The sequence below is a fragment of the Paenibacillus sp. JDR-2 genome, assembly GCF_000023585.1.
GTDB lineage: Bacteria > Bacillota > Bacilli > Paenibacillales > Paenibacillaceae > Pristimantibacillus.
On the sequence record NC_012914.1, the window covers coordinates 3,965,023 to 3,988,214 of the forward strand.

Below are 23,192 nucleotides of genomic sequence, written 5' to 3' on the forward strand. Positions count from 1 at the left end.
TAAGCCATTTCATAGGTTAACTCATATACATTCATAGAATTAAAAAAAAGCCTGCCGCAGATCCCTTACATGAGTCCGCAACAGGCTTATTCCATTATTCCGTTAGCGATTGCCAAGCAACTGCCGCAGCACGCTGCTCCGCTTCCTTCTTCGTTCTGCCGCTGCCGTTTCCGTAAGGAATTTCGCCGATGCAAACCTCGACGACAAACTCGCGGTCATGGGCAGGTCCACGCTCTTCCATAATCCGGTATTCTACCGCGCCTAGCCCCTTGTGCTGGGCACGCTCCTGCAGCTTGGACTTGAAGTCCTTCACAAGCAGCCCGTAGTCATTGGATTCAATGTACGGGAACATATGCGTCTCAAGAAACGCTCTTGTCCGTTCGATGCCGGCGTCTAGGAATATCGCTCCAACAAAAGCTTCAAACAAATCGGCGAGCAGCGCGGGACGCTGTCTTCCTCCAAGCTGCTCTTCGCCTCTGCCAAGCTGAATATGGGCGCCAAGCTCCAGCCGCTCCGCGAATTGGGCCAATGAAGGCTCGCAAACGACAGATGCACGCATACGGGTCAGCTCACCTTCCGGACGGTTCGGATACGCCGCAAACAAGTATTCCGATACGAGCAGCTGCAGAACAGCGTCACCTAGAAATTCCAGGCGTTCATTATGCTCGATCGTCCCATGTTTGTGTTCATTGACATAGGAAGTATGCGTAAAAGCCTGCTTCAGCAGCTTCAGCTGTTTGAAGCGAAGCTGCAGACGGGTCTGCAGCTCGTTAATGGAATCACGCTTCATAGACTTTCATCACGATCGTCGCGTTATGACCGCCGAAGCCGAACGAATTGGACAGCGCCGTTCTGACATCCGCTTTACGCGGCGTATTTGGCACGTAATCCAGGTCAAGCTCAGGATCTTGATTCTCCAAGTTAATGGTTGGAGCAATAATACCGTTTTGGAGCGTAAGACCAAGGATAACCGCTTCAACGCCGCCTGCAGCACCAAGCAAATGGCCCGTCATCGATTTCGTTGAGCTGACGGCCAGTTTATAGGCATGGTCGCCAAATGCCTTCTTAATTGCACTCGTTTCCGAACGGTCCCCTACTGGCGTCGATGTGCCGTGTGCATTAATATAATCAATCGCTTCAGGCTCAATTCCAGCGTCCTTCAAAGCTTTCACCATACAACGAGCAGCTCCGTCCGGATCCGGCTCCGTCATATGATGAGCATCGCCGCTCATGCCATAGCCAATAACTTCGGCATAAATATGAGCGCCACGCTGTTGTGCATGTTCAAGCGATTCCAGAATCAAGACGCCCGCACCTTCGCCCATAATGAAACCATCACGGTCGATATCAAACGGGCGACTCGCCTTTTCAGGTTCGTCATTGCGAACGGACATCGCGCGCATCGAGCAGAAGCCTGCAAGACCTGTAGGCCGGATTGTCGCTTCCGCACCGCCGCAGATCATGACGTCGGCATCGCCGCGTTGAATCATTTTATACGAATCGCCGATAGAGTGAGTACCCGTTGCACATGCGGTTACCGCTGTGCTGTTCGGGCCTTTCGCTCCAGTCAGCATCGATACTTGGCCGGAAGCCATGTTCGCGATCATCATAGGGATGAAGAACGGGCTTACGCGCTTAGGACCTTTCTCCAGCAAAATGTTATGCTGATCTTCCCAAGTGCCAAGTCCGCCGATACCAGAGCCGACGATTACACCTACACGTTCAGGATCAACGTTTGTGCCGATCTCAAGGCCGGCATCTTTTACCGCGCTCAAGCTCGCTACAGACGCGAATTGAACGAAACGGTCCATGCGGCGAGCTTCTTTTTTATCAAGATTATAATCTTCGGGATTAAAGTTTTTCACTTCAGCGGCAATTTGGGTTGGATATTCGGATACATCAAACGCTTCGATATGCGATACGCCTGATTTTCCTTCCATCAAATTCCCCCAGAACTGCTCCAGGTCTGCCCCTAGCGAGGTAATAACCCCCATGCCGGTAACAACAACTCTTTGCTTCATTTAAGATTCACCTCGAGTGGACTGCAATTTAGATGCGTGCATCACATCTTCTATATATAAAAAAAGCGTACAAGCTCATTCATAATTTCATGATGATTCCGTGCCTCAGATGGAGAGAAGTCCCGTCTATTACAACGGGACCCTTCTTTTCCTTACGTATGAGATTGTATGTAATTGACTACTTCTCCCACCGTGGTGATCGTCTCTGCATCTTCATCAGAGATCTCCAGGTCAAACTCATCTTCCAATTCCATGACCAACTCAACGACATCAAGAGAGTCAGCGCCGAGGTCATCTTTGAAGGAAGCTTCCAGCGTGACTTCCGCTTCGTCTACGCCAAGTCTGTCGACGACGATACGTTTTACACGTTCTACTACTTCGGACATCCGATTCACCTCCTCCTAGGGTATTATACGAGAATTTAAGACAAAACGCCATACATAACCGTTGCATTTCCGGTCATTGCGGCGTGATGCTATCTTACATGTACATACCGCCGTCAATATGGACGGTTTGGCCTGTCATATAAGAAGCAGCATCGGATGCGAGGAAGCGTACCGCTGCGGCAATATCCTCAGCCGCGCCAAGGCGTGCAAGAGGTATTTGCGAAGAAAGCGATTCCTTCATCTCGGAGGACAGCTTGTCCGTCATATCCGTTTGAATAAAGCCTGGGGCAATGCAATTTACGGTAATGCCGCGGGATGCAAGCTCGCGCGCGCTCGACTTCGTAAGGCCGATTACGCCTGCTTTCGCCGCGACATAGTTCGCCTGACCCGGATTTCCGAGCACGCCAACTACCGAAGAGATGTTAATAATGCGTCCGGTACGCTGCTTCATCATAGGCCGCGTAACCGCTTTGATCCCGTTAAAGACGCCCTTCAAGTTCGTCTCAATAACTTGGTCAAATTCCTCTTCTTTCATACGCATAATTAAATTATCTCTTGTAATGCCTGCGTTATTCACCAAAATATCGATTGAACCAAATTGATCGACAACTTCTTTGACCATAGCTTCGAATTCATCGGTTTTGCCAACGTTCGCTTTCAGAATGATAGCGCGTCGGCCAAACGCTTCAACCGCTTTGGCTGTCTCCGCCGCAGCTGCCTCGCTGCCCGAGTAGTTGATCGCTACATCGGCGCCAGCTTCCGCTAACGCAACCGCGATGGCACGGCCGATACCGCGGGATGCGCCCGTTACAAGCGCTTTTTTGCCTTCAAGACTAGCAAACATGGTATACCTCCTCCAAGTTTTGCATGAGCACGATACTACAGTGTTTCCAATGCAGCAATGTTGTTTACCGAGATAACGCGCAGATTTTTGTCGACTTTCTTGATCAAACCGGCAAGCACAGTGCCCGAACCGATCTCAACAAAAGTATCTACGCCCTGTTCAGCCAAATAACGGATGCTGTCTTCCCATAGAACAGGAGAATAAACCTGCTCGACCAGAAGATTGCGGATCGAAGCCGCTTCCGTCACCGGAGCAGCCGTTACGTTTGCTACTACCGGAATAGCGGCATCGTTCATCGACACTTCCGACAAAACGCCGGACAGCTTCTCAGCCGCTGGCTTCATTAGCGAGGAATGGAACGGACCGCTTACTTCCAGTGGAATGACACGCTTCGCGCCAGCTTCTTCTTTGCCCCGCTCAACAACCGCTTGAACACCGGCTGCCGAACCGGAAACAACGATTTGACCCGGACAGTTAACATTCGCTAGTTCAACCGTATTTCCTTCTTCTGTGATCTTCGAACATAATTCGGCCAGAACGCCGCGTTCTGCTCCAAGAACGGCTGCCATGGCGCCTTGCCCGCTAGGGACAGCCTGCTCCATGAACTCGCCCCGCGCACGAACCGTGCGGACCGCATCCTCAAAGCCGAGTACGCCAGCTGCAACCAGCGCGCTGTACTCGCCAAGGCTATGGCCAGCCACGTAATCGGCCTTCAGTCCGCGGCCTTCAAGCGCCTTCAGCAGGGCAATACTTACCGTCAGAAGCGCCGGTTGCGTATTTGCAGTCTGCTTCAACACATCGTCCGGACCGTTAAAAATAATATCGCTAAGCTTGAAGCCCAGCGCTTGGTCCGCTTGCTCGAATACAGCGCGGGAGCTTTCAAATGCTTCATACGCGTCTTTGCCCATACCAACGGCTTGCGCGCCTTGGCCGGGAAAAACAAATGCTGTTTTGCTCAAATGAATTCCCTCCGTTACCAGATCAATACGGAAGCGCCCCAGGTGAGGCCTCCTCCGAAGCCAACAAACACGAGGCAGTCCCCATCGTTTACTTTCCCTTGCTCTACGGCTTCAGCCAGCGCGACCGGAATCGATGCAGCAGACATATTGCCGTATTTGTCCAAATTAATCATGCACTTCTCTTCCGACAGATTAAGACGGTTAAGAGCCGATTGAATGATGCGGACATTGGCTTGGTGAGGAACAAGCAGATTAATATCCTCTTTGTTCATGCCTGCTTTGCGGAGAGCTTCCTCTGCCGCATTGCCCATGATCCGCACGGCAAATTTAAACACTTCGTTGCCGGCCATATGAATGTAATGCTGCTTCGACTCAACGCTTTCCGCCGTTGAAGGCATGCGCGAACCGCCGCCGCTTACTTTCAGGAGATCTCCGCCGCCGCCGTCAGCGCCAAGCTCGAACGACTTGAAGCCGCGGCCTTCCTCTACCTGTCCAAGCACAACGGCACCCGCACCGTCGCCAAACAAGATGCACGTATTGCGATCCGTATAATCCGTAATGCGGGACAAGGTCTCGGCCCCAACAACAAGGACATGCTTGTACATGCCGGTAGCGATCATATTCGAAGCGGTTGCCAGACCGTAAATAAATCCGGAGCAAGCTGCGGACAAATCAAATGCCGCCGCTCTCTTCGCTCCAAGCTTTTCTTGCAGAAGGCATGCCGTCGAAGGGAAGAACGTATCCGGCGTAATTGTCGACACGATAATCAGGTCAATGTCTTCAATGGTAATACCCGCCGCTTCAATTGCTTTCAGCGAAGCCTGATAAGCCAGATCGGATGTTGCCTGCTCCGCTGCAGCCAGACGGCGTTCGCGGATACCCGTGCGCGTTACGATCCATTCATCGTTGGTTTCCACCATTTGTTCAAGTTCTTGATTGGATAAAATTCGGTCGGGAACGTATTTGCCCGTACCAATAATGCCAACAGGATGTAGATTCATCATGACCTCCCGCCTATTTCCGCCGCGATAGACTCTGTAAGCTGGGCTTTAATAGCCGTCCGGGCCTGCCGGATCGCATTTTTCACAGCCTTAGCATCCGAAGAACCGTGACATTTCATCACGAGTCCGTTCAAGCCAAGCAGCGGAGCGCTCCCATGCTCCTTGTAATCCATCTTTTTCCGCAATGCGCGAAGTCTTGGCATCATAACGGCTGCGGCAAGCTTCGTCAACATCGTCTCGCCAAAAGCGTCTTTCAGGAATGACATCAGCGATCCCGCTGTCCCCTCCATCGCTTTAAGCATAATATTCCCCGCGAAGCCGTCGCAAATGAGGATGTCACAGCTGCGATTAAGCAAGTCGCGCGCTTCAACATTGCCGATAAAGTTAATCGGAGCCTGATCAAGCAGATCATAAGCCGCTTTCGTCAGCTCATTGCCTTTACGCTCTTCCGTGCCGACATTCAGGAGGCCTACGCGAGGGTTATCAAAGCCATCCACCTTCGCACGGTAAATACTGCCCATGATTGCATATTGGAGCAAATGCTCGGGCTTGGCGTCCATATTGGCACCAAGATCAAGCGCAAGAACCCCTACATCGTCCATTGTCGGAAGCATTGGCGCAAGCGCGGGACGCTCGATTCCTTCCAGTCTGCCAACAACAAGCAATCCGGTAGTCATCAACGCTCCGGTGTTGCCTGCGGAAATCATCGCATCGGCACGTTTCTCGCGCACCAGCTGGCCGGCAACGACCATGGACGAGCCTTTTTTTCGGCGAACCGCTTTGACCGGTTCTTCATCCGGACCGATCACCTCATCCGTATGGCATAACGTCACGTTGGCCGGTTTTTGTCCTTTGAGCAGCGGCTCGACTGCCGCCGTATCACCAACAAGAACCAATTCCGTGTCCGGCCACTCCGCCGCAGCTTCCAGTACGCCTTGCACAATAAGCCCAGGCGCGTGGTCGCCTCCCATCGCATCTATGGCGATCCGCATGTTTCTTACCTCCCAGACGCTCTGCCCCGTAAGAAAGGCAAAGCGCTAACATAAAAGCCTATGCCTCGTTCTCTCCTTCACCTGCTGAACGGTAAATGACGAAGTTCCCCTGGAACACCATTTCATCCCCGACATAGGTAAAGAGCTCCACCTTCGACTTGTGGCGCTCGCCGGATATCGAACGTACATAAGCTTTAGCAATGCACTTCTCGCCCAGCTTAACCGGTCTGATAAAGCGGATGTCCGCCGTGACCGTCAGAGCGATTTTCTCTTCAATAACAGCAACAGCCAGCGAGTTCGCCTGGGCAAATACATGATGGCCCCGGGCAATACCCGTACGCGAGAAAACATGCTCTTCCCGAATTTCGAATATCGAGATCCCGCTTTTGTCCAGCTGCAAATCTACAATGTCACCAATCACTTCGTGCAGCGGCAAGGACTGAACGGAATCGTAAGAACGCTCAGCCATCAGCTTCATCCGCTCGCGCAGCTCGGGAATACCCAGTTCCATCCGGTCAAGCCTTATGGTCTGAATGCTGACTTTCAAATGTCTGGTCAGCTCCCGGTCCGTCATAAACGGATTTTCGTCAATTAATTGTGCGAGCAGCTGATGCCGCTGTCGCTTAGGCATTCGTTCGATCTTCGGCACCACCTTAACAGTATTGTGACCCTTGTCTGATTTTACTCGAATAATGGCTGATATTATAACCTGGTACTAAATAAGTATATAAAAAAAAGAGTATGTAAGCAACGGACACAAAAAAATAGCACCTCATCGTAATGAAGTGCTATTGTGGGAAACCCCGAGATTATTGGGAAATAATCTCTTTCGTTTTGTAATATCCGCACACTTTACATACGTGGTGGCCAAGTTTCAGCTCTCCACATTGCTCGCATTTTACCATACCTGGTACCGCCAGTTTGAAATGCGTACGACGTTTGTCGCGGCGAGTTTTGGATGTTCTTCTTTGAGGTACTGCCATGTTTCCCACCTCCTTCACAGAGTCAATGAATCATACTTTATTGTTCGTCTTTGAATAAATCCTTGAGCACTGCCATACGAGGGTCAATTCTCTCGGTAGAGCAGCCGCATTTTTGTTCATTTAAGTTCTGTCCGCAATTTTGGCACAGTCCTTTGCAATCGTTACTGCATAATGGAGCGAACGGCATGAACAACTGAAGCACTTCTTCCACATAAGGCTTCAAATCCAGCCTGTCCCCTGTTACGGCAATAACGTCGTCATCCTCGTTCTCTTCCGTTTCTTCCTCGTCCTTGTCGGACGCCGGCTTGAACTGGTCGGACACAGGAATTACCGTATGAAGCTTCACGGGGTCAAGACAACGAGAGCAAGCGAGCTCCCAATCAATGGACAATTCGCCTTCGACCGTAATCGAGCCTTCATTGCCTGTTACCTGAAGCGACACATGGAGCGGACCGTTACTGATGACATCGGATCTGTCTTTGAATAACGCGGACACATCCAGATTCTCATCAATCTTTGCCTTAATGCCTTTGGACATCGTTTCTTGTACATGAAACTGCATGTGATCACCCCAAACAAACAAAAATTATTATATCTATCTTCGAGCGGTTTTGTCAACATTTTCACACTGTTTTTCATCTTTTCTCGTGTTATTTCGTGAATACATCGATGGCCCTGTGCTATGATGGGACATATATCCATCTGAAATAAGGAGATGTCAGATTGCGAACGGTAGGACTAATTGTTGAGTATAACCCATTTCACAACGGTCATCAATATCATTTGCGCGAATCGGTCAAAATAGCAAAAGCCGACGCCGTCGTAGCCGTCATGAGCGGGCATTTCCTGCAGCGCGGAGAACCGGCCGTCATGGATAAATGGGCCAGGACGGAAGCAGCGCTGCGCGGCGGCTGCGATCTGGTCCTGGAGCTTCCCGTCGCCTACGCCACGCAGGCAGCGGAATGGTTCGCTTACGGAGCGGTCGCCACTCTCGAGGCAACCGGCGTCGTAGACGCCTTCTGCTTCGGTACGGAGAGCGGAGAGATCGAAGTACTGCATGAAGCGGCCAAGCTTGTTGCCCACGAGCCGCCAGCCTTTCAAAACCTGCTTCGGGAAGCATTGGAAAGAGGTAGCAGCTATCCAAACGCCTATAGCTCTGCAATTGCTTCCTACCTTACATCGATTGGCCGGGCGGATGCGGCGGATTTCCCATTTGCCCAGCCGAACCATACGCTTGGTCTTCATTATTTGATTGCGTCGGAACGGATCGGCGGGAAAATGCTGCCCTACACGATTCGCCGGGAGAAATCCGAGTACGGGCAAACGACGGTTACCGACAGCGCCATCGCCAGCGCTACCGCGATTCGCAAGCTGCTGCTTGAAGGCGGCGAGCTTGAAGCAAGCAGGCCGCTTGTTCCTGCCGGTACTTTTGATGTGATGCAGAGGGAATGGTCTTCCGGCAGAAGCCCTGTAAGCTGGAACAACTTCGTCCACCGGCTGCTGCATGGCGTTGTCACCCATACGCCGAATGAGCTTGCCGGCTACCGCGAAATGACGGAAGGGCTCGAATACAGACTTCTTCAAGCTCTGCCGAAGCTGGACCATACCGGAATTGAACCGCTGCTGGATGCGCTAAAGACGAAGCGTTATACGCGGACCAAGCTGCAGCGCTCCCTTCTTTCTATTCTGCTCCGTCACAAAAAAGAAGATTTCACATCAGAGAAGCTGACTGCCGGCGTCCAATACATCCGCGTACTTGGCTTTACAAGCAAAGGACAGCAGCTTCTGCGACGAATGAAGAAGGAAGCGAAGCTTCCCGCCCTGCTAAGCGCCGCCAGAGCTCCAATCGAGTCCAGATACCTTGAGCTCGATACGCAAGCGTCGGCAGTCTATATGCTGGCTCAGCCTGGACATGAATCGGCGGCAGCGATGTACCGCGATTTTACGGATAAGCCGATTATTATCGAGTAAGGCCTGCTTCATCCTGTATAGCCGCGATTGCAGAGCCCAGCGAGGTGACGGGGATAACCTTCATCTCGCTGCGAAGCTCCTTCGCTTTTGCCGCAGCCTCCTCATAGTTACCCTTTGGAGCGAGGAACAGTTCTGCCCCCGCTTGATCCGCCGTAACCACTTTTAAGGCAATTCCGCCGATTGGCCCAACGTTCCCGTCTTTGTCGATCGTTCCTGTTCCCGCAATTCTTAACCCCCGGGTAAAATCTTGATCCAATAGGAGATTAAGAGACTGCAGCGCAAACATCAGACCGGCAGACGGTCCGCCAACGTCACTGGCCGTGATCTTAATTTTCTTGTTCTCATCGTCTGGCTGAAGCCCAACGGACGTTATTTTATACGGAATTTCCGCATAGCGATAGGCAGCCTCCACCGCACTATTCTGCGAAGAAAGCATGTCTTTGGTCATCTGCGCCAGGTAATCCTTCTCCGACAGCCCTTTCATCACCGAGTCCTTGCTCCATATTTGAAAGTCTTTATTCCAGATAGACTGAAGCGCCTGCCAATACTTCGCATCGGTCAGTTTGATGGTTGTAACCAGAAAAACTCCCTGCTTATCCGCTCCGGAATTGGTCTGCTGGATTCCTGCGCCGCTGCCGCTTCGCTGAACTAATGGCGCGGTCTCGAACGCAAGACCAGGCTCATAGACAACAAGCGGTGTCGGAGCATACACTATGACCCACAACGTAACGGCAATCATAAAAATCCCTGCCGCCTGCCTAACCCTGCCGTTCAGCTTAAACTTGATCATTGAAGTCCCTCCCTTCCGCAAGGGCTTGGTCTATCCCGCCCTAGACGAGCGTACAATGGAAAAGACCCCGGTTCGTCCGAGCCTCTTGCGTAATCGATGATCCTAATTCCAATGGAGTTGATAGATATGGCACGAACGATTCTGTATGCGGCAATCTCGATTCTGATGGTTGCCGCTATCATACGTCAGCCGGATGAAGCGTTCCAAGCTTCCCTTCAGGGGCTGACCATCTGGTGGAATATCGTATTCCCCGGCCTGCTGCCCTTTCTTGTCTTATTTGAATTGATAGCTGCCTTCGGCCTTATTCACGGAATTGGCGCTCTCCTTCGTCCTCTGATGCGAAGCTTGTTCAAGCTGCCCGGCGAGGCTGCGCTGCCTTTGCTCTTTGGGTGGCTGTCCGGGCATCAGGCAGGCGCCGAAGCGACTGCTGCTCTTCGCCGAGATCAGCTGGTAACCAGAGGCGAAGGACAAAGACTGCTGGCCTTGTCCCATATGCCCAATCCTCTTTTTATGCTGGTTGTCATTGGAGCAGGCTTCCTGCATCGGCCTGAGCTTGGCTTATTTATAGCTCTTATGGTCTGGCTCTCCGCCCTCTGTACGGCGGGATGGATTTCGCTGTTCAGCCGGCGGAGGTCTCCCTCGCATCAGCTTAATGCCCCTCATACGGCGGTTGCTTCGAGAGGCTTGATGGAAAATGTAGCAAATGCGATTACAACAAGCCGCGACCGTGACGGCCGCAGCTTTGGCAAAGTACTTGGCGATGCGGTCTCTTCCGGCGTTCAAAAGCTGCTTGTTGTTGGCGGCTTTATGATTTTCGCTGCCGTAGCAGCCAGGCTGGCATTGCCGCTCATCCAATTCGTGCTGCCAAGCGGTACTGCCGAATTGCTGCTGCCGGCTTTGCTCGAGAGCCATATCGGTGCCTACGGGGCTGCCGTATGGCAGGGTCCAGGCATCACCACCGCCATAAGCGCCGCCGCTGTTGCGGCCATTCTAGCCTGGAGCGGCTTAAGCGCGCTGCTGCAGTCCGGTTATGCCATCACCGGCACGGATTTGAAGCTGCTGCCGCTGATTGGCGCCAGACTGCTGCATGCGCTGCATGCCGCTGCGTTCGCCTTGCTGCTGTGGAAGCCCGCACAAGCTGTTCTTGCCATGCTGCCAAGCCGCTTGACCGGCGCAACGGCAGCCATGCTGCAGGACGGCGTACACTGGGTGCGCCCTTCCAACGCGTACGAGGCCGTCACCGCACTTGGCCTCCCATCGCTGTGGCCGTATGCGCTGACGGCCGTCGCCGTTCTTGCTATAGTGCTGCTGTTGATGCGGGCAGCAGCGCCGCGTACCCCTGACCTGAAGAAGCGCTAATCAGCCATTCGACTGCCTCGCTTTATATTTTTCAACGAGACGTGACTCGATGGGGGCCGGTACAAGCTCGTGAACCGGTCCGCCAAACATTGCGATCTCCTTCACAATGCTGGAGCTAAGGTACGAATATTTCGGATTCGTCATCATAAAGATCGTCTCGATCTCTTCATCCAGCAATTGATTCGTCGAGGCAAGCGTCAGCTCGTATTCGAAATCCGTCACCGATCGGATGCCGCGGACAATCACGCTGGCTTTGCGCGATTTCATGAACCGTACGAGCAGATCCCGGAAGCTGTCGATCGACACATTCGGAATGTCGCGCGTTATTTCGCGAAGCATCTCTTTCCGCTCGTCAAGCGTAAACATCGGACTTTTGCTTGTATTGTTCAGCACCGCCACAATGACGTGGTCGAATTGCTTGGCCGAACGGCGGATAATATCGAGATGTCCCAATGTCGGAGGATCGAAGCTCCCCGGATAGACCGCTACTCGTCCGTTCTCATTCATCTGCATGGCTGGTTCCTCCATCTGTGCCGCCGGGCGAATAACGGTAGATTGTAACTGCCGTATCGCCATATTTTTGTTTTCTTACCAAAATAAAATGCTCCATCTCGTCCGGATACTCATGCCCGGCATCATGCTCCACCACAATGGTCGCCCCGTCCTCCAGCAGCGACCGCTGCGCCAGATCGGCCATCAGCTCGTCCATATGGGTCAAGCGGTAAGGCGGGTCGAGGAAGACGATAGAGAACGCGATTCCCCGCTTCTCCAGCAGCTTCAGCGCGCGATCCGCGTCGTTGCGGTATATTTCCGCATGCCGTCCCATTCCTGCCGCTTCGGTATTTAATTTAATAATATCAATGCTTATTTTTTCCCGGTCGATAAAGATCGTCCGCTCGATGCCTCTGCTCCAAGCTTCAATACCGAGTCCGCCGGTGCCGGCGAATAAATCGAGTGCCAGTCCACCGTCGAAAAACGGCCCAATCATGCTGAATATCGCTTCCTTCACCTTATCGGTCGTCGGGCGAGTATTCATGCCTGGAACCGCCTTCAGCGTGCGGCCTTTTGCCGCTCCCGCAATGACTCTCACTGCTTATTGCTCCCTTCCTCTACTGTCGTTGCCTATAGTACCACACTTTCCCTTGGATTATAAAGGTACCTGAAGGGGAGGAACGAGGGCCGCAATATTTTTTTGGCGTAAAATGTATAATCGCCCACAAACCGGACAAGATAAAATCATCGGCGTCGGAAGATGCCGTAGACAACCGCGGAGAAGACTTACGTTTCCCCATAAGCTCTTCGTCCGGTTTCTCCTCTCCCATGAAAGGACGCTCAGAAATGAGCGTCCGATTTTTTTGTAAACAGGCCATTTCCCCTCTGCTAATTCCAGTCATTTTGGTATATAGTTACAGTACCACTTTTAATAGACGGGAGGTTTACGGCCCTATGAACCAGTTCGGCAGCTATATTATTCCCCTACTCATTATTCTGTTTGTCGTGTACCGGCGCTTGAAGCGCTCGGTAGGTTTTCAGCCTTTCAAACCAAGCAGGCTGAAAATGCGCATCGGTATCTTCAGTATCATTGGCATTCTGCTGCTGGCCTCCGGCTTCCCGCATCCTGCGATCTACATTTCCGATGCCATCGGTATCGCCTGCGGCGCGGTAATTGCTTATTATGCCATCAAGCACAGCCGTTTCGAACAGCGCGAGGATACGTTGTTTTACCGGACGCATGTCGGCATAGAGACCTTGGTTGTCCTGCTGTTCATCGGAAGAATCGCCTTCCGGATCATCGAGATGTTCGGCGCAGGAGGCACCACTGCCATGAATCCGGCGCTAAACAACGAAACGGCCCAAATGCAGCAGTATACGAATGATCCGCTGACCGCGGCAACTTTCTTCCTGCTTGTAGCTTATTATATCGGCTATTATACGTTTATCCTTCGCAAGAGCGACGAGAAAGCGGAGGTATCCTAGGTGAAACGGCTACACCGTCCTTAAGCGGTTAGCGCGTTTCAATATAAAAAGGCGTTCCTTCGGGACGCTTTTTTTCATTCTCCTATAAGATCGTAACCTTGCGGCTTGTCAGGAATATCATGACATATGCAAAAAATAATGACGAGGGGATTGCAACATGGCCGTTTACCGAATAATCGTCGATTTGTCGGACCGGATGCTTCATCTGCTTGATGGAAATGTTGTTGTGAACTCTTATCCCGTTGGCATAGGCAAGATGGTTACTCAGACTCCGTCAGGAGAATACAAGATTATCAATAAACAAGAAAATCCCGGCGGACCTTTTGGCGTGTTGTGGATGGGATTGTCCAAACCGCATTACGGCATTCACGGCACGAACGACCCTTCCTCGATCGGAAGAATGGTCTCGCATGGCTGCATCCGGATGTACAACGAGGATGTGCTTGCTTTATCCGACCTCGTGCCGATTGGTACACGTGTCACGATTCGCCCCTAATAGCAAGGGAAAAGCGGCAGTCTCTTAAGGGAGATCTGCCGCTTTCAAAGTGACCGTCTGGGTTGCCTGCTCCCAAACCGCCTTCCGGTTTAATATCGCCGCCAAGTCTCTAACCATTACATAGCCGGTGGAAATATCGAGCCGGGAATCAAGCGGCTGGCCATTAACCGTTACCTTGCCTGCGGTCCAGCCGATAGCGGCTCCAAGCGCTTCCCCAAGTGCCCGGGCAGCAACCCAGGTTGTTCCTCCGTCTAAGTATCCGGTCGCGGCAACGAGACCGTCTACCAGAATGGGAATCGTCTGCGAGGAACGGAACATCGTTGTCGATGATGCGGAAGCAAAGGCCGTATCATACTGCTTCAAGGAATATTGGTTTATGAGCGTGACCAGCTTACTAGGATAAGCAGGATCCGTCGCATAACCGCTCACATACAGCATCGTGGCTTGTTGTTCGGGTGTCACGGCTGCGCGGACGCGAACGTAGCGTGGGGTCGCAAACAGCAGATCCTGATCCTTCATGAAATGATACACGCTGTTATAAGCGCGGAACGACGAGTTCATGCTGATCAATGTTCCGTCAACCACTTCCCAGGTACCTTTCACCACCGCTTCTCCATGCCAATAGGCATTAGGAGTGCCCGAGCCGACCTTAATACCTCCGAGGTTGTACCAAGGATGAATGACTCCGCCTGTCTCGAGCATACACTGCGCAAGCCGCAAGGAAGGAAAAATCGATGATCCTTCGCGTCTGACCTGCAGAACCGCCGGGACAAGCGCTGCAATAAATTGCGATCTTGTCAGATTCGCCATTTATCCTCCTCCTTTCCAGTCAAAAACTTATACAAGCTCCTCTCAGTGTATGGGGTTCTGATCCGATTCGTAACGGTGACTGCCGCTGCGGCAACAAAAAAACTCCGTTATGCCCATCTTCGGGACTAACGGAGCTGCACTGCTTACAAACTATAAAATTCACGCGTATTCGAAAGCAGCCGTTCCCTTACTTCCTGCTCAGGAAGCTGCTTGATCGCGGCGATATGCGCGCAAACATCATAAACCATTTGCGGCACGGTCATCCGGCCCTCGTAAGGCCCTTCAAAAGGCCACGGCCCGTCCGTCTCCACCATCATTTGCTCCAAAGGATACCGCTCTACCAGCGTCCTGATCTCTTGCTCGTAGGCCACGTCCGGCGTCACCGAAATCATATAGCCGAGGGAGATCATCCGCTTGATCGTCGCTTCATCTCCCTTAAACCAGTGGAAATGAACCTTCTTCAACTGATGACGTTCCATGATATCGCAAGCCTTGGCCCCATCCTCATATACCGCATGCAGAATAATCGGACGGCCCAATTCCGCGGCAAGCGCGGCAAACCGGTCCAGCAAATCGAGGTAAGGCGTCTCGTCAAAAGGTCTCCCTTCCTCGGCTGCAGAGGTCCGGGAATAATAAGGCAAGCCAACCTCTCCAATAGCGAACGCTTCGCCGGCTCCATGCTTCGCCTTAACCCATGCAACCAGCTCATCTTGTTCCCATGCCGTAGGAACCGGCTGTTCGGGATGATAACCGTATGCAGGAAACACCTTGCCCGGGAACAACTCGGCGAGCGATGCGTTTGTCTTGCAGGAATCCAAATGCATCGACACGGCTACAACCGCTTCGATTCCCGCTTCAAACGCCTGCTCCAGAAATGCTTGCCGATCCGCTTCCTCATAAGAATCAATATGAATATGCGCGTCAATTGCCTTTTTCGACTCCATGATGAACCAACTCCTTCAGCTTAATGAAGCAGCTCATGAATCTGTTGCTTGAGCTCGTTAAACAACGGTTCCCGCCATAATTGCGGAGAACGGGGTCTTGCGAATGGAACTTTTATTTCTTCCAAAATAACCGCCGGCGCTGATGACAATACAATGATCCGGTCAGATAGCAGCAACGCCTCTTCGATGCTATGCGTAACGAGGAGAACCGATCGTTTATTCTGCTCCCAGATGGACATCAGCCACTGCTGCATCTGCTGTCTCGTTAACGCATCAAGCGCGCCAAACGGCTCGTCAAGCAGCATTAAGGTCTGGGGGGACAGCAGAGCCCGCAGGAAAGATACGCGCTGCTGCATCCCGCCGGACAACACATGGGGATAGGAATCCGCGTACTCCGCGAGACCGATGCGTTCCAGCCATTCACGCGCCTGACGACCCGCTTCCTTACGCTCCGTGCCTGCAATCTCAAGCGCTAGCTCGATATTAGCCGACACCGAACGCCAAGGCATCAGGGAGGCCTGCTGAGGCATATACGAAATATGTCCCCGGCTCCCGGTTACTTGCTTGCCGTCAATCCAGACTTCACCGCCCGTTGGTTGTTCCAATCCGCCAATCAGCTGGAACAACGTTGTTTTTCCGCTTCCGGAGGGACCGATAATGGAGACGAATTCGTTCTCGGCAATGGTAAGCGACAGGCCGTTCAGTACGTTTTTCCGGCCTGCATCAAAGCTTTTGCGGATCCCTTTTAGTTCAAGCGCCGGAGCTGTCATGCTCCTCCCCCTCCTTTCGCCGGACGCCACCGGATGACTAGTCTTTCGATGAGAGCAACCAGACCAAATAAAGCAAGGCTCAGCGCCACGATCAGAAAGACGGATGCAAATACCCTCGCCGGCTCATAACCTTTGGATGACAGAATCATATAATGGCCTAATCCTTTGTCAGCCCCGAGCCACTCCGCAACAACGGCGCTTAGAACGGCATACGAAGCAGCGATTTTGAGGCCCGAGAATAAGTGCGTAACGGCATTGGGCAACTCGAGCCGCGTAAACAGCTGCCAATCCCCCGCTCCAATCATCCGCATATAATTGCGAAGGGTTGGATCAGTATCCTTGAAGCCATTCAACATGGCAACGGATACGGGGAAGAAACAAACGATCCAGACTAAAATAAGCTTGGGCAGAACACCGTAACCCAGCCAAATCGTAAGAATCGGGCCAATCGCGATGACCGGCACGTTCTGTGTTACGACAAGCAGCGGATAGACCGCCCTCCGGACAAATGGAATAAGATGCAGAATAGCAGCAATTATGATTCCGGCTGCTGCTCCTCCGCCAAATCCGATGAGCGCCAGCTCCACCGTTGCCCAGGCATTGTCCATTAGGCGATGCCAGACGTCAAACATCTCTTTTACGATAGAAGTCGGCGAAGGCAGCTGCCACTCGGGTACAACGCCGCTATCAACCGACAGCTGCCAACTGGCAAGGATAAAGATAACGAGAAGCAGAGAAGGCCAGACTGCGTGATACCAGCCTTTATTGCCCATCCGGATACTTCTCCAACAGCCGGCCCATGGAAGCCCCGTTAGCCGGATTGAAATAAATTTTCACCTGCGAGATAACGGACGGACAGCCCATCTCGGTCATAGCTTCATTCATGGTTTGCACGATTTCGAACAATTGCGGGAGTTCGCCCTCCATCGTTGTCTCCAGAGGCGCTACCCGGTAAGGGACACCCGATGCCTTAATAATCTCGATTGCGCGGTCCACAAACGGAATAACGCTTTCCCCGTTTGGCGTTGTTGGCAGAATTTGAATACTTACAAGCGCGTTGGCCATCATCGTCAGCTCCTCTTAATCCTATTGTTTTATCCTAAGCTTTCGGCAGGAAGTCGTTCGTGAACGCTTTATCCGCCTCCAGCTCCTTCTCCAGCAGCTTGTGCTCGAACATCCAGTGGGAATAGTTCACCCATACGTCCTTCTTCTGCACGCCCCATTGCGAAGCGTCATCCGTATATTTCGGGCTAAGCCACTTCTGGCTCGCGCGCACCAAGTCGGCGTTCAGATCCGGCTCTGCTTTGATCAGCACTTCCGCCGCATCCTCCGGATGGTCAATCGCAAATTGATAGCCCTTAGCGGCACCCGCAACAAACGCTTTAACAATCTCCGGTTTCTCGGCGATCATTTTCTCGCTAGTTTCCAGAAGCGGCGTGTAGTAATCCAGCTTGTCGCTGTAATCGGTCAAGTAAACCATATTCAGCTTCTCGCCGCGCAGCTCAGCCTCCACGCCGGTCCAGGCATAGTAGATCCAGGCAAAATCAATGTCTCGCTTCACCGCCGTAAAGAAATCCGTGTCGCCGATGCTGAGCATCTTCACTTTGGATACATCCGCGTTCTCTTCCTGCATCAGAGAGCCGATTACCGCTTCTTCTACCGGCGCGCCCCAGCCGCCGTAGGTTTTGCCCTCAAACTTTTTCGGAGAGTCGATTCCTTTGGATGCCGGCGAAGCAAAGCCCGAAGTATTATGCTGAATCACGGCAGCAACGGATACAAGCGGCACGCCGGCGATACGCGCCATAGTGAGCGACTCTTGGTAGCCGACGCCAAACTCCGCTCCGCCGGAGGCTACCATTTTATCCGCGCCGTCCTGGCCGGGCTGAATAATCTCAACATCAAGGCCTTGCTCCTTGAAATAACCTTTATCCCGTGCCACGTACAATCCGGTATGATTCGTGTTAGGCGTCCAATCCAGAACGACCTTTACTTTGGTCAACGGCTTGTCCGCTCCGTTACCGGCTGACACATTCTCCGTATTCTTGTTGTTGTTCGAGCCGCATGCGGCCAGCAGCACAACTACCGCCAGCATGGCTGCAGAAATACCGAACCTTCTCTTTGCACCTGTTCCCATCTTTCTGTCTCTCCCTCTCTCTTCTTGACTATGACGTTCGCTATTATGGCCGGACTACCATCTGAAAATAAAAAAAGCCCTCCGAGATCCGGAGAGCCATACATTTCGTCAGCTTTATTAAAGGTCTGCACGCTTCCTTACAATAGAAGGCATACCTTAATAACAATTCCTACGCTGGCATTATCCAGATCAGGTATAAGGGTCGGAATTTTCTTCGGAATTCCCTCTCAGCTAGCCTCAACCAGCTCCCCGGTGCTATTCACTTACGTCAGTAAACTTTATTATACCCTTTCTGCCCAAAAAAGCCAGCTTCGTTTTAAATAAGTCATCTATCTAAAGTTAGACATACGCCGATTTTTGCGCTTGGTGGGTTGTTGTCCTTATAGCCGTGTGACCGGCATGAATAGTATGTAGTCGAGTGCATATCCGCTAATATCGAGAGGATTGAACCGGGGTGAAAAGACGACACAAGAGAGGCAAGAAGCCAAAACGGCCGAACGCATCGAAGTCTAGAAGACGCAAATCAGGAGGCCGTACCCGATCATACGGAAGACGAACCGCTAAGCGGCAATCCAAGCGAAAACAACGCCGGCTCTCCAATAAGCGCAGCTCCGGGCGGTCTGCCGTGGAGCTGGCAAAGCTTCAATCCGACGCCTCAACCCGGGAACCAGGCGTAAATATTATCGGCTTTGTTCATGCCGAGATGGGGATCGGGGAATCCTCGAGGCTAGCGGCAAAAGCGATTGATACGGCGGCCATACCGTTTGGACTCCTTAATTTCCCGCTTGCCGTAGCCTCGAGAATGTCGGATTACAGCTGGTCGCATAAGTTGCTGGATAAAGCCCGGTACAACACCAATATCTTTCATATGAATGCCGACTTTATGCGTCCTGCCCGCGAGCATTTCGGTAACGAATTGTTTAACAGCCGTTACAACATCGGGTATTGGCATTGGGAGCTGCCGGAGTTTCCGGAAGAGCATGTGGAAGGCTTCAGCCATGTCAATGAGGTATGGGTGTGCAGCAAATTTGTAGCCGAGTCCGTCTCCAAACGGGCATCCGTTCCCGTTATTACTATTCCGCACTGTATCCAAGTACAAGTCGCGCCGAATATTAACCGCTCATCCTTTGGGCTGCCGGACAACCGGTTTTTGTTTCTAATGATGTACGACGTTCAGAGCTCTACCTTGCGCAAAAATCCCCGGGCGGTAATTGAAGCCTTCAAGCTGGCCTTCGACAAAAACGATCAGCGCGTTGGACTTGTCCTTAAAGTAAATAATGCGGACTTCCGCCCGAATGAGCTTGCCGAGCTGAAGAAGCTGATTGCCGAACGGAGCAATATGCATTTAATTGATAAAGTGTTGTCCCGACACGAAGTGAACGCCCTGCTGCAGTGCACGGACAGCTATGTTTCCCTTCACCGTGCCGAGGGTTTTGGGCTTGGTCTCGCGGAAGCGATGTATTTGGGTAAACCGGTCATAGCGACGAACTGGTCCGGCAACACGGAGTTTATGAACGCTTCAAATTCCTGTCCCGTATCCTACCAGCTCGTTAATATCGGGCAGGACTGGGGACCTTACAAGAGTCATCAGATCTGGGCAGAGCCTAACATCCGTCATGCCGCGGAATACATGCAGCGTCTCGTGTCCGATGCGCGCTGGCGGGAATCCATTGCGGCAAGCGGCATGAGGACGATTCACAACGATTTTTCCCCTGCCGTTATTGGCCAACGGATCAAGAACAGGTTAAAAGAGCTGCGTCTGATTTAAAAACACAAGGCCTGCCCGGTATAGCGAGATTGATCTCCCCTACCGGACCAGGCCTTATTAAGCCAACTCATTGCGCCAATAATTCAATAAATCCTTCATTGTCTGCTCAAACGGAATTTCCGGCTTCCATCCGGTCTGCTCATAAAACTTGCCATAATCCCCTACAAGCACCTTTACGTCGGATGGCCGAAGCCTTGTTTTGTCTTCCTCAATCGTAATATCGACGGTACTATAGCTGAGCAGGATTTGAATCACTTCGCGGATCTCATGGCACTGACCGGATGCGATATTATAGATTTCTCCTGCTTCGCAATAGTCCATCGCCATCCGGTAGGCTCTAACTACATCGCGCACATCCGTGAAATCCCGTTTAGCCTCCAGATTCCCCACATACAGGACCGGCGGCTTTAGTCCTTTCTCGATCTCCGCAATTTGCTTGGCGAAATTCGAACTGACGAACTGCTCTCCTCTGCGGGGACCATGATGGTTAAAGGTCCGCGTTCTGATAATGTGTTGTCCATAGGTTTTGAAATATTGGTAGCCCAGGTAGTCTTGAGCGATCTTGCTCACCGCGTACGGACTTATCGGGCGAAGCGGATTGGTCTCTTTAACCGGCACCTCGTTTTCTTCCACGTGCCCGTATTCCTCACTGGAGCAGGCAATTAGCACTTTGGAGGCTAAACCAAGCTTTCTTACTGCTTCCTGCAGATGAACCTGCCCAATAATATTGTTCGTCATGGTCTCGGCAGGCGATTCCCATGACAGCGGTACAAAGCTTTGCGCCGCCAAATGAAAAATCAAGTCCGGCCGAATGCTCGCCATCATATGCTCAACCGCCTGAGGATCCATCAGCTCGCACTCATACAGGCGCATATCCGGCAGCAGATGGCGAATATGGCGCAGCGAACTGTGACTCCTCATGGTTCCTGTCACTTCAATCCCCTCGCCGAGCAGATGCTCGGCAAGATGACTGCCTACAAAACCGGTTATCCCTGTAATCAGTGCTTTCATCCCTGCCGGCCTTCTTGATCGGCAGTAAGCGCGGCGATCGCATGCTTGACATTTTGTTCGTCCGATTTGCGGCAAATAAGAAGGCCTTCTTCAGTCGATACAATAATCAAATCCTCAATGCCGATAGCAACAACCTGCTGCTGTTCCGAATAGATAATCGTGTTGCGCGTCGCAAACGGGAAGATTTGACCGAGCAGCAAATTTCCGTCGCCATCCGTATGGAATATCCTCTCAAGCGAGGTCCATGCGCCAACATCATCCCAAATAAATTCAATAGGGATCGTATAGAGACGCTCCAGCTTTTCTACCAGGGCATAATCGATAGAAAGCTTCTGCAAACGGGCATACGACTGCCTGAACTCTTCATCCTTCTGATCAAAGATGGACCACATCTGCGGTTGATACTTCATCATGTATCCGGCGATCGTAGATGGCTTCCATATAAAAATACCGCTGTTCCAATACATATTCGGAAGCTCTATCAACTTCTCGGCTTTTTCCTTGGTTGGTTTCTCGATGAAGGCTTTAACCTCTTTGATGCGTTCTCCAAACTTATCTGCATGATCCGCCGATTCTACCGTTTCAATATAACCGTAACCCGTTTCGGCTCTTGTGGGGACTATGCCAAGCGTAACGACAACCCCATCCGTCTTGGCCGCCTGTTCCGCCGCGCGCAGCGCCTCCATCAACTCCTCTGTATCCGGAATGTATTGATCGGAAGGTGCCGTTACCAGCACGTCATCCAGCTCCAGCTTCATGAAATAACTGGCTGTCAATGCGATGCAAGGCGCTGTGTCTCTCTGATCAGGTTCTATAATGATACGATTTTCTCCCAGCTCGGGAAGCTGTTCCTTCACGATCGGCAAATAGTTTGCGCTGACCGCGACATACACCTTTTCTTCGGGCAGACAGGAACGGAACCTCGCGTAGGTTTGCTGCAGCATTGTTGTCTCTTCTGAAGCTAATGTCAGAAACTGCTTCGGCTTGGCAACCGTGCTTCTTGGCCAAAAACGTGTTCCCTTGCCTCCTGCCATAATTACAGCGATCATTGAATTTCACCTCGAAACGGTAAATCTCCTACTATTAAAACCTCTCTTCTAGTCAAGCCGGAGCTCCTTCCTTAACCGGTGCCGGATTGATAAATTACATATCTTCAACTTATGCTTTAATAGAGTAATCCTAATGGACGAATAGCCAAAAGGGACGGAAATCAGGCAGATGACTCCGCCCAACTATCGCTTTCAAGCATAAACGGCCATACTTTGACCTAATCTATCAAAAATAGACGATCGTTCACGGCAAATACCGTCTTCTCTATGAATCTCTCAACATATGATTAAGTATATCAACTGAAAGGAGAGGATTAGATATGGGAGAAACAGGTTTGACAGGTCTGACTGGTCTGACTGGAGCCACTGGCCCTACCGGCCCTACGGGTCTTACAGGTCCTACTGGACCAACAGGTCCTACAGGCGCTACCGGCCCTGCTGGTCCAGGTGCTGGGGTATATGGAGCTAACGGAGGAGTCTTCCCTCTTGGCGCAATCGGGATCATCGGAACAGTAATTCCGCCGGTTGAAATTCTTGCCGTTCCCGTTACGGTTAGTTCTGCAGCAGCCAATAAAGTAAAAATTGACGGAGTTGTTGACGTAGCGATTTCCGGTACGATCCTTGGCGTATTGCTTAACCCATCGATTACCGTGGATCTGCTCCGCGACGGTGTTGTTGTAGCTTCGGTCACAAGCACAACTTTCGCAACGGTAGCTCTTGCTGCAGTTCTTGATCTTGAAGTAGTGATTCCTATCACTTACTACGACACGCTGACTGTCGGCGCGCATGAATACACGCTTGAAGTAGCTGTTAACTCGATCTCGATAGCGATTACAGGTGCTGCTGCTTCTGTTCAATATTCCTCGCTTGCAGCTTCGCTCGGCGTCTAACCAAACCCAAACAGCCTTTTCGCTTCATACGAAAAGG

General features: G+C 51.8%; 27 protein-coding genes and 1 riboswitch. Of the genes, 6 read left to right on the forward strand and 21 right to left on the reverse strand.

What is annotated here, in order from left to right:
- Positions 1-94: 94 nt before the first annotated feature.
- The 10 genes from rnc to PJDR2_RS17630 all read right to left on the reverse strand — a co-directional run bounded on the left by rnc (position 95) and on the right by PJDR2_RS17630 (position 7,748).
- Positions 95-790 carry a ribonuclease III gene (rnc, locus tag PJDR2_RS17585; RefSeq protein ID WP_015845063.1) on the reverse strand — a complete coding sequence of 232 codons (696 nt, stop codon included), beginning with the start codon at positions 788-790 and terminating at the stop codon, positions 95-97.
- Positions 780-2,021 carry a beta-ketoacyl-ACP synthase II gene (fabF, locus tag PJDR2_RS17590; protein ID WP_015845064.1) on the reverse strand — a complete coding sequence of 414 codons (1,242 nt, stop codon included), beginning with the start codon at positions 2,019-2,021 and terminating at the stop codon, positions 780-782. The genes rnc and fabF overlap by 11 nt, the downstream gene beginning before the upstream one ends.
- A 152-nt stretch (positions 2,022-2,173) precedes the next feature.
- Positions 2,174-2,407, reverse strand: a complete 234-nt coding sequence (locus tag PJDR2_RS17595; protein WP_015845065.1) for an acyl carrier protein — start codon at positions 2,405-2,407, stop codon at positions 2,174-2,176.
- 94 nt (positions 2,408-2,501) lie between these two features.
- On the reverse strand, positions 2,502-3,251 hold the full coding sequence (fabG, locus tag PJDR2_RS17600) for a 3-oxoacyl-[acyl-carrier-protein] reductase (protein WP_015845066.1): 750 nt from the start codon (positions 3,249-3,251) through the stop codon (positions 2,502-2,504).
- A gap of 35 nt (positions 3,252-3,286) precedes the next feature.
- Positions 3,287-4,210 (reverse strand): ACP S-malonyltransferase, encoded by a 924-nt coding sequence (gene fabD / locus PJDR2_RS17605; protein ID WP_015845067.1) that lies wholly within the window; start codon positions 4,208-4,210, stop codon positions 3,287-3,289.
- 14 nt (positions 4,211-4,224) lie between these two features.
- On the reverse strand, positions 4,225-5,211 hold the full coding sequence (locus tag PJDR2_RS17610) for a beta-ketoacyl-ACP synthase III (RefSeq protein ID WP_015845068.1): 987 nt from the start codon (positions 5,209-5,211) through the stop codon (positions 4,225-4,227).
- On the reverse strand, positions 5,211-6,203 hold the full coding sequence (gene plsX / locus PJDR2_RS17615; RefSeq protein ID WP_015845069.1) for a phosphate acyltransferase PlsX: 993 nt from the start codon (positions 6,201-6,203) through the stop codon (positions 5,211-5,213). The genes PJDR2_RS17610 and plsX overlap by 1 nt, the downstream gene beginning before the upstream one ends.
- A 58-nt stretch (positions 6,204-6,261) precedes the next feature.
- Positions 6,262-6,834, reverse strand: coding sequence for a transcription factor FapR (gene fapR / locus PJDR2_RS17620; protein WP_015845070.1), 573 nt, complete (start codon positions 6,832-6,834; stop codon positions 6,262-6,264).
- 178 nt (positions 6,835-7,012) lie between these two features.
- On the reverse strand, positions 7,013-7,186 hold the full coding sequence (rpmF, locus tag PJDR2_RS17625; RefSeq protein WP_015845071.1) for a 50S ribosomal protein L32: 174 nt from the start codon (positions 7,184-7,186) through the stop codon (positions 7,013-7,015).
- A gap of 37 nt (positions 7,187-7,223) precedes the next feature.
- Positions 7,224-7,748: a YceD family protein gene (locus PJDR2_RS17630; RefSeq protein ID WP_015845072.1), complete on the reverse strand. Its 525-nt coding sequence runs from the start codon at positions 7,746-7,748 to the stop codon at positions 7,224-7,226.
- A gap of 161 nt (positions 7,749-7,909) precedes the next feature.
- Here PJDR2_RS17630 and PJDR2_RS17635 point away from each other — a divergent pair, with 161 nt between their 5' ends.
- A complete protein-coding gene (locus tag PJDR2_RS17635; RefSeq protein WP_015845073.1) occupies positions 7,910-9,157 on the forward strand; it encodes a nucleotidyltransferase in 1,248 nt (415 codons plus the stop codon).
- On the opposite strand, the gene PJDR2_RS31965 is transcribed toward PJDR2_RS17635, so the two are convergent.
- Positions 9,147-9,947: a S16 family serine protease gene (locus PJDR2_RS31965; protein WP_015845074.1), complete on the reverse strand. Its 801-nt coding sequence runs from the start codon at positions 9,945-9,947 to the stop codon at positions 9,147-9,149. The genes PJDR2_RS17635 and PJDR2_RS31965 overlap by 11 nt on opposite strands.
- Positions 9,948-10,073: 126 nt before the next feature.
- Here PJDR2_RS31965 and PJDR2_RS17645 point away from each other — a divergent pair, with 126 nt between their 5' ends.
- A complete protein-coding gene (locus PJDR2_RS17645; protein ID WP_015845075.1) occupies positions 10,074-11,306 on the forward strand; it encodes a nucleoside recognition domain-containing protein in 1,233 nt (410 codons plus the stop codon).
- On the opposite strand, the gene coaD is transcribed toward PJDR2_RS17645, so the two are convergent.
- Entirely contained in the window at positions 11,307-11,819 is a 513-nt protein-coding gene (coaD, locus tag PJDR2_RS17650) for a pantetheine-phosphate adenylyltransferase (protein WP_015845076.1), read from the reverse strand.
- Entirely contained in the window at positions 11,806-12,396 is a 591-nt protein-coding gene (gene rsmD / locus PJDR2_RS17655) for a 16S rRNA (guanine(966)-N(2))-methyltransferase RsmD (protein WP_015845077.1), read from the reverse strand. The genes coaD and rsmD overlap by 14 nt, the downstream gene beginning before the upstream one ends.
- A 356-nt stretch (positions 12,397-12,752) precedes the next feature.
- Between rsmD and PJDR2_RS17660 the strand changes: the two genes are divergently transcribed.
- The gene (locus tag PJDR2_RS17660; protein ID WP_015845078.1) at positions 12,753-13,283 is read left to right on the forward strand and encodes a DUF1453 family protein; all 531 of its coding nucleotides are present in this window, start codon (positions 12,753-12,755) and stop codon (positions 13,281-13,283) included.
- 157 nt (positions 13,284-13,440) lie between these two features.
- Entirely contained in the window at positions 13,441-13,779 is a 339-nt protein-coding gene (locus PJDR2_RS17665) for a L,D-transpeptidase (RefSeq protein ID WP_015845079.1), read from the forward strand.
- Between the two features lie 24 nt (positions 13,780-13,803).
- Here the strand turns inward: PJDR2_RS17665 and PJDR2_RS31970 are convergent, their stop codons facing one another.
- The 6 genes from PJDR2_RS31970 to PJDR2_RS17695 form a co-directional block, all read right to left on the reverse strand.
- Positions 13,804-14,589, reverse strand: a complete 786-nt coding sequence (locus PJDR2_RS31970) for a glucosaminidase domain-containing protein (protein WP_015845080.1) — start codon at positions 14,587-14,589, stop codon at positions 13,804-13,806.
- Between the two features lie 143 nt (positions 14,590-14,732).
- Positions 14,733-15,533 (reverse strand): TatD family hydrolase, encoded by an 801-nt coding sequence (locus PJDR2_RS17675; protein ID WP_015845081.1) that lies wholly within the window; start codon positions 15,531-15,533, stop codon positions 14,733-14,735.
- A gap of 20 nt (positions 15,534-15,553) precedes the next feature.
- Positions 15,554-16,303: an ABC transporter ATP-binding protein gene (locus PJDR2_RS17680; protein WP_015845082.1), complete on the reverse strand. Its 750-nt coding sequence runs from the start codon at positions 16,301-16,303 to the stop codon at positions 15,554-15,556.
- Complete coding sequence (locus PJDR2_RS17685; RefSeq protein WP_015845083.1) at positions 16,300-17,076, reverse strand: ABC transporter permease; 777 nt, start codon at positions 17,074-17,076, stop codon at positions 16,300-16,302. The genes PJDR2_RS17680 and PJDR2_RS17685 overlap by 4 nt, the downstream gene beginning before the upstream one ends.
- Positions 17,066-17,368, reverse strand: a complete 303-nt coding sequence (locus tag PJDR2_RS17690) for a thiamine-binding protein (RefSeq protein WP_041614369.1) — start codon at positions 17,366-17,368, stop codon at positions 17,066-17,068. Before PJDR2_RS17690 ends, PJDR2_RS17685 begins: the two co-directional genes overlap by 11 nt.
- 34 nt (positions 17,369-17,402) lie before the next feature.
- A complete protein-coding gene (locus PJDR2_RS17695) occupies positions 17,403-18,437 on the reverse strand; it encodes an ABC transporter substrate-binding protein (RefSeq protein ID WP_015845085.1) in 1,035 nt (344 codons plus the stop codon).
- Positions 18,438-18,586: 149 nt separating this feature from the next.
- Positions 18,587-18,699: riboswitch (TPP riboswitch) on the reverse strand.
- 363 nt (positions 18,700-19,062) lie between these two features.
- On the opposite strand from PJDR2_RS17695, the gene PJDR2_RS17700 reads away from it, so the two are divergent.
- Complete coding sequence (locus tag PJDR2_RS17700) at positions 19,063-20,205, forward strand: glycosyltransferase (protein ID WP_015845086.1); 1,143 nt, start codon at positions 19,063-19,065, stop codon at positions 20,203-20,205.
- A gap of 57 nt (positions 20,206-20,262) precedes the next feature.
- Here PJDR2_RS17700 and PJDR2_RS17705 read toward each other — a convergent pair whose 3' ends face one another.
- Both PJDR2_RS17705 and PJDR2_RS17710 read right to left on the reverse strand, forming a co-directional pair.
- On the reverse strand, positions 20,263-21,216 hold the full coding sequence (locus PJDR2_RS17705) for a GDP-mannose 4,6-dehydratase (RefSeq protein ID WP_015845087.1): 954 nt from the start codon (positions 21,214-21,216) through the stop codon (positions 20,263-20,265).
- Positions 21,213-22,265: a mannose-1-phosphate guanylyltransferase gene (locus tag PJDR2_RS17710; protein WP_015845088.1), complete on the reverse strand. Its 1,053-nt coding sequence runs from the start codon at positions 22,263-22,265 to the stop codon at positions 21,213-21,215. The genes PJDR2_RS17705 and PJDR2_RS17710 overlap by 4 nt, the downstream gene beginning before the upstream one ends.
- A 320-nt stretch (positions 22,266-22,585) precedes the next feature.
- Here PJDR2_RS17710 and PJDR2_RS33230 point away from each other — a divergent pair, with 320 nt between their 5' ends.
- The gene (locus tag PJDR2_RS33230) at positions 22,586-23,155 is read left to right on the forward strand and encodes a hypothetical protein (protein WP_015845089.1); all 570 of its coding nucleotides are present in this window, start codon (positions 22,586-22,588) and stop codon (positions 23,153-23,155) included.
- Positions 23,156-23,192: the final 37 nt, after the last annotated feature.

Excerpts from the sequence above, each read along its gene's own strand:
- rnc (WP_015845063.1), bottom strand. The coding sequence starts at position 790 with ATGAAGCGTGATTCCATTAACGAGCTGCAGACCCGTCTGCAGCTTCGC.
- fabF (WP_015845064.1), bottom strand. The coding sequence starts at position 2,021 with ATGAAGCAAAGAGTTGTTGTTACCGGCATGGGGGTTATTACCTCGCTA.
- PJDR2_RS17595 (WP_015845065.1), bottom strand. The coding sequence starts at position 2,407 with ATGTCCGAAGTAGTAGAACGTGTAAAACGTATCGTCGTCGACAGACTT.
- fabG (WP_015845066.1), bottom strand. The coding sequence starts at position 3,251 with ATGTTTGCTAGTCTTGAAGGCAAAAAAGCGCTTGTAACGGGCGCATCC.
- PJDR2_RS17610 (WP_015845068.1), bottom strand. The coding sequence starts at position 5,211 with ATGAATCTACATCCTGTTGGCATTATTGGTACGGGCAAATACGTTCCC.
- plsX (WP_015845069.1), bottom strand. The coding sequence starts at position 6,203 with ATGCGGATCGCCATAGATGCGATGGGAGGCGACCACGCGCCTGGGCTT.
- fapR (WP_015845070.1), bottom strand. The coding sequence starts at position 6,834 with ATGCCTAAGCGACAGCGGCATCAGCTGCTCGCACAATTAATTGACGAA.
- rpmF (WP_015845071.1), bottom strand. The coding sequence starts at position 7,186 with ATGGCAGTACCTCAAAGAAGAACATCCAAAACTCGCCGCGACAAACGT.
- PJDR2_RS17630 (WP_015845072.1), bottom strand. The coding sequence starts at position 7,748 with ATGCAGTTTCATGTACAAGAAACGATGTCCAAAGGCATTAAGGCAAAG.
- PJDR2_RS31965 (WP_015845074.1), bottom strand. The coding sequence starts at position 9,947 with ATGATCAAGTTTAAGCTGAACGGCAGGGTTAGGCAGGCGGCAGGGATT.
- PJDR2_RS17645 (WP_015845075.1), top strand. The coding sequence starts at position 10,074 with ATGGCACGAACGATTCTGTATGCGGCAATCTCGATTCTGATGGTTGCC.
- coaD (WP_015845076.1), bottom strand. The coding sequence starts at position 11,819 with ATGCAGATGAATGAGAACGGACGAGTAGCGGTCTATCCGGGGAGCTTC.
- PJDR2_RS17660 (WP_015845078.1), top strand. The coding sequence starts at position 12,753 with ATGAACCAGTTCGGCAGCTATATTATTCCCCTACTCATTATTCTGTTT.
- PJDR2_RS17665 (WP_015845079.1), top strand. The coding sequence starts at position 13,441 with ATGGCCGTTTACCGAATAATCGTCGATTTGTCGGACCGGATGCTTCAT.
- PJDR2_RS31970 (WP_015845080.1), bottom strand. The coding sequence starts at position 14,589 with ATGGCGAATCTGACAAGATCGCAATTTATTGCAGCGCTTGTCCCGGCG.
- PJDR2_RS17675 (WP_015845081.1), bottom strand. The coding sequence starts at position 15,533 with ATGGAGTCGAAAAAGGCAATTGACGCGCATATTCATATTGATTCTTAT.
- PJDR2_RS17680 (WP_015845082.1), bottom strand. The coding sequence starts at position 16,303 with ATGACAGCTCCGGCGCTTGAACTAAAAGGGATCCGCAAAAGCTTTGAT.
- PJDR2_RS17685 (WP_015845083.1), bottom strand. The coding sequence starts at position 17,076 with ATGGGCAATAAAGGCTGGTATCACGCAGTCTGGCCTTCTCTGCTTCTC.
- PJDR2_RS17690 (WP_041614369.1), bottom strand. The coding sequence starts at position 17,368 with ATGGCCAACGCGCTTGTAAGTATTCAAATTCTGCCAACAACGCCAAAC.
- PJDR2_RS17695 (WP_015845085.1), bottom strand. The coding sequence starts at position 18,437 with ATGGGAACAGGTGCAAAGAGAAGGTTCGGTATTTCTGCAGCCATGCTG.
- PJDR2_RS17705 (WP_015845087.1), bottom strand. The coding sequence starts at position 21,216 with ATGAAAGCACTGATTACAGGGATAACCGGTTTTGTAGGCAGTCATCTT.
- PJDR2_RS17710 (WP_015845088.1), bottom strand. The coding sequence starts at position 22,265 with ATGATCGCTGTAATTATGGCAGGAGGCAAGGGAACACGTTTTTGGCCA.
- PJDR2_RS33230 (WP_015845089.1), top strand. The coding sequence starts at position 22,586 with ATGGGAGAAACAGGTTTGACAGGTCTGACTGGTCTGACTGGAGCCACT.